Genomic DNA, 3,037 nt, shown 5'->3' with positions numbered 1-3,037 from the left:
ATTTACTAGCCTCATTGGAAGCGGTCCAGGAACCGTTCGAAGGAGAGTCCATCTGAGCGGCATCGTTTACATTATAGGACCATGACCAAAGATATAAGGCGTTGCCGGCAACACTCCAGGTATTTTCATTGATATTTGAACTATTAATTGTTATGGTAATAGAAGTTGTATCTTCAAAAGTTGACGGATTTATGGAGTATGTCACTGTTTGCTGTTGTGCAAAAATAGCCGTCGACAGCAAAAGGAAAAATAAGAGTACAGTTTTTTTCATAGCTTGTTAGTTATAATTAAAAAAGGGCCATCCTTAGACAGCCCTTTTTGATTATTGAAAACCTAGTTCATTTTTATGGTATACGTTTTAGCTGTAAAATCGATAACGATAGTATAATTTCCAGCTACCGGAATAGGAATATTAGCACCTCCGGCATCTAATGTCAAATCATTACCATCATCTCCAAAATTAGTAGTCCATGCATCATCTAATCTAAATTTAATTTCCCCTACTACCAATGGTCCAACATAAGAATATTTTTTAGTAGCCAAATCATAATCTAAATTAGTATCGGGATCATTCCAGCCATTAGGAGTTGCAGAACCAATAATACCCCAATTTGGCCAAGCCGGATAAGGTGTAGCTGTAATTGTGTAAAAATTTGAAACCTGACCTAATGCCCCTGTTGCCCCTACAGAAGATTTAACACGAACATCAATCTGCGCTGCCTTAAAAGGAGCAAAACCAGCATTTAAGCAAGCTGAATTTAACTCTGCAACTGTAAAGCTTTTGAATTTATCAGTTGTTGTAGCAACTACTGAAGGACTTGCAAAATTAGTTCCTGCTTTTGCCATTTCTAAACTGTAAGTCACAATAGTTTCTGTTCCCTGATATTGCGCATCATCCCAAACGAAAGTTGTTGCAGCATTTGCAGCATTTGTACTTTGGAGCACAATACTAAAGTCTGATTTTGGAGTTAATAATACAGGAGCTTTTGCAGCTTCTATAACTGGTCTGTCTTCAACGTCATCTGCATTACACGATACGGCTAATACACCAACGAATGCGATTAAAATTTTATATATATTTTTCATTTTTATTATTTTTTATAAGGTTAGTTAGTATCCTGGATTTTGTTTTAAGGTTGGGTTTGCCTGAATTGTTTTTAAAGGAATTGGCATTAAATCTCTGTAAGAATCAGTAGCACTACCATTCATTGTACCGCCTTTCCATTGCCAGATTTTAGATCCTCCTGTAAATTTTCCAAAACGAATCAAATCGGTTCTTCTGTGACATTCCCAAAATAACTCTCTTGCTCTTTCATTTAGAATAAAATCAAGTGTCAAATCTGAAGCTGTAATTGTTCCTGCACCCGCTCTAGTTCTAATTTGGTTAATGTACCCTACTGAAGTTGCAATGTTTCCTACTGCAGCACCTCTAACACTAGCTTCAGCATACATTAGATATACATCAGATAATCTGTACATAGGAAAATCAGTATCAGGAATATCATTTCTTTGCGCCGTAGTACCATCAGAATTTACGTTAGTATATTTAGTAACAGCATAGCCCTCAGTAAAAATATCAACTCTGGCAATATCTAAGTTTTGTCCGGCAGTATAAAAAGTTCCTCTTTTATCACCTGTTGCTGTTGCATCCGGAAAAAGACCAACGAATTCTCTACGAGTTCTAATTCCTGCCCAACCACCATTCATTCCTTGAGCAGCAGCATCCATACTGCCACCTATAGAAGCATGAAGTATAAAACTCATTCCACCACCTGTTGCTCTAATTGCATTTCCATCACTTACGACCGGAAAAATAAATTCATTTTGAGCGCCATTTCTATTATTATCTGCAGAAAATAAATTTTTGTATGGAATATTAGCAAAAGAATATCCTGAATTATCAATAATATCTTTACATACAGTAGCTGCTTCATTATTTCTATCAGTTCCTGTATATACTTTTGAATTTAAGTAAATTTGCGCCAATAAAAATTTAGCAGCTGTTTTATCTACTCTTCCATATTCATTTGACTTAGAAGCAGCTAAGCTGTTATCTATATCTTTTAATTCTGATTCTATAAATGCGAAAACCTCTGTTCTGGATCTTTGTTCTGGATAAAAGAATCCAACTGGATCATTTTCAGTCGTAATTGGCACATTTCCAAACAAATCCATCAAGTTATAATAAGAGAAAGCTCTCAGGAAACGGGCTTCAGCTCTAAATTTAGCGATATCAGCTTTCAGGTTTGCATCAACACCTCTTGCTGCTAATTTCTCATCTGTAGTTTGTCTTAAAAACTCATTAGCAACACTAATTTCATAAAATGCTCTTGAAAAAGTTCCGTACAAAAACTCATTATCTGCCGACCATGTCTGTCCATTTAAGCTTGGCAAATTACCATCAGCCCACGCAATAATAGCTTCATCAGTAGGAAACTCCTGAGTTACAAAAAGCAAACGTAAATAACTACTAAAATCACCACCAATACCAGCAATATCTGCAGTTCCATCTCCGTCATTTCCTCCTACATACAATCCTGCATATAATTTTGCTAATACCTGTTTGTATGAAGCCGGATCTTTGTAAAAAGTCTCAGAAAGAAATTCATCATCATCTTTTGGCGTCACGTTTAAATCGTCCGTACACGAGGTAAGCGTCATACTTAATCCTAAAATAAATAGGAAGAAATAGGATATATATTTAAATGATATTTTCATTTTGTTTATTTTTTAAATTTTATTTATCAGTTACTTTTAGAAATTAGCATTTACGCCAAATATAAAAGTTCGGGCTCTTGGATAAACATTGTTGTCGATTCCATTAAATTTCTCCGGATCCAGACCATCATACTTAGTAAGTACAAAAACATTCTGTACTCCTGCAGTAAATCTTAAAGAAGCAGCTTTTAATAACGTTTTATCAAAAGTATAACCAAGAGTAACATTATCTAATTTTATAAAAGAAGCATCTTTTACAAAATAGTTAGATAAGTAATTGTTATTTGTTACAAATCCAGTATTGTTGTAATCAGAACTA

General features: G+C 34.8%; 3 protein-coding genes and 1 pseudogene. All 4 read right to left on the bottom strand.

Annotated elements, in window-relative coordinates:
- A partial coding sequence (locus tag ABI657_RS19140; RefSeq protein WP_348098866.1) for a hypothetical protein occupies positions 1–271 on the bottom strand: 271 nt, incomplete at its 3' end.
- A gap of 62 nt (positions 272–333) precedes the next feature.
- Positions 334–1,086 (bottom strand): SusE domain-containing protein, encoded by a 753-nt coding sequence (locus ABI657_RS19135; RefSeq protein ID WP_348098865.1) that lies wholly within the window; start codon positions 1,084–1,086, stop codon positions 334–336.
- Between the two features lie 24 nt (positions 1,087–1,110).
- Positions 1,111–2,718, bottom strand: a complete 1,608-nt coding sequence (locus ABI657_RS19130; RefSeq protein WP_348098864.1) for a RagB/SusD family nutrient uptake outer membrane protein — start codon at positions 2,716–2,718, stop codon at positions 1,111–1,113.
- 36 nt (positions 2,719–2,754) lie between these two features.
- Positions 2,755–3,037, bottom strand: a pseudogene (locus ABI657_RS19125) (SusC/RagA family protein); the annotation flags it as partial.

The sequence above is a fragment of the Flavobacterium sp. genome, from assembly GCF_039930565.1.
Lineage (GTDB): Bacteria > Bacteroidota > Bacteroidia > Flavobacteriales > Flavobacteriaceae > Flavobacterium.
Note: the sequence above shows the minus strand (reverse complement) of the source record. Positions and strands in the feature narration are given on the sequence as shown.